The organism is Nonomuraea sp. NPDC050394 (assembly GCF_044459065.1).
In the GTDB taxonomy this organism is placed as follows: Bacteria; Actinomycetota; Actinomycetes; order Streptosporangiales; family Streptosporangiaceae; genus Nonomuraea.
Window position 1 is genome coordinate 1 of the sequence record NZ_JBITIO010000047.1, and the last position, 1172, is coordinate 1172.

Here is a 1172-nt window from a genome sequence, read left to right on the forward strand (position 1 = left end):
GCGAAGGTGAGAACTTAAGCGCCGGTAAACGGCGGTGGTAACTATAACCATCCTAAGGTAGCGAAATTCCTTGTCGGGTAAGTTCCGACCTGCACGAATGGCGTAACGACTTCCCCGCTGTCTCAACCGCAGACCCGGCGAAATTGCACTACGAGTAAAGATGCTCGTTACGCGCAGCAGGACGGAAAGACCCCGGGACCTTCACTACAGCTTGACATTGGCGTTTGGAACGTCTTGTGTAGGATAGGTGGGAGACTGGGAAGCTGTCACGCTAGTGATGGTGGAGTCATTGGTGAAATACCACTCTGGTCGTTTTGAACGTCTAACTCTGGTCCGTGATCCGGATCGGGGACAGTGTCTGGTGGGTAGTTTAACTGGGGCGGTTGCCTCCTAAAGAGTAACGGAGGCGCCCAAAGGTTCCCTCAGCCTGGTTGGCAATCAGGTGTCGAGTGTAAGTGCACAAGGGAGCTTGACTGTGAGACTGACGGGTCGAGCAGGAGCGAAAGCTGGGACTAGTGATCCGGCATCGGCATGTGGAAGCGGTGTCGCTCAACGGCTAAAAGGTACCCCGGGGATAACAGGCTGATCTTCCCCAAGAGTCCATATCGACGGGATGGTTTGGCACCTCGATGTCGGCTCGTCGCATCCTGGGGCTGGAGTAGGTCCCAAGGGTTGGGCTGTTCGCCCATTAAAGCGGTACGCGAGCTGGGTTTAGAACGTCGCGAGACAGTTCGGTCCCTATCCGCTGCGCGCGCAGGAGACTTGAAAGGAGCTGTCCCTAGTACGAGAGGACCGGGACGGACGAACCTCTGGTGTGCCAGTTGTACCGCCAGGTGCACGGCTGGTTGGCTACGTTCGGAAGGGATAACCGCTGAAAGCATCTAAGCGGGAAGCTCGCCTTGAGATGAGGTCTCCCACCACGAGAGTGGGTAAGGCCCCCCAGAGACGATGGGGTTGATAGGCCGGAGGTGGAAGCACGGCAACGTGTGGAGCTGACCGGTACTAATAGGCCGAGGACTTGACCACAAAGCACACAGACCACAGGCCGTGGGCCGGGTGGTGTCTGGGTTGTTGCAGCGCTCTGTACTCTTCGCCGGGTCCGGAGCAGCGCCAACCAGCCACCCACCACGATGGGGTTCTGTTGCTCGCGTCCACTACGCAATTCTGAGACA

At 57.8% G+C, this 1172-nt stretch carries 1 rRNA gene; it reads left to right on the forward strand.

What is annotated here, in order from left to right:
• Window positions 1-1026: ribosomal RNA gene (locus ACIBKY_RS55395) — 23S ribosomal RNA — on the forward strand; the annotation flags it as partial.
• Window positions 1027-1172 lie beyond the last annotated feature (146 nt).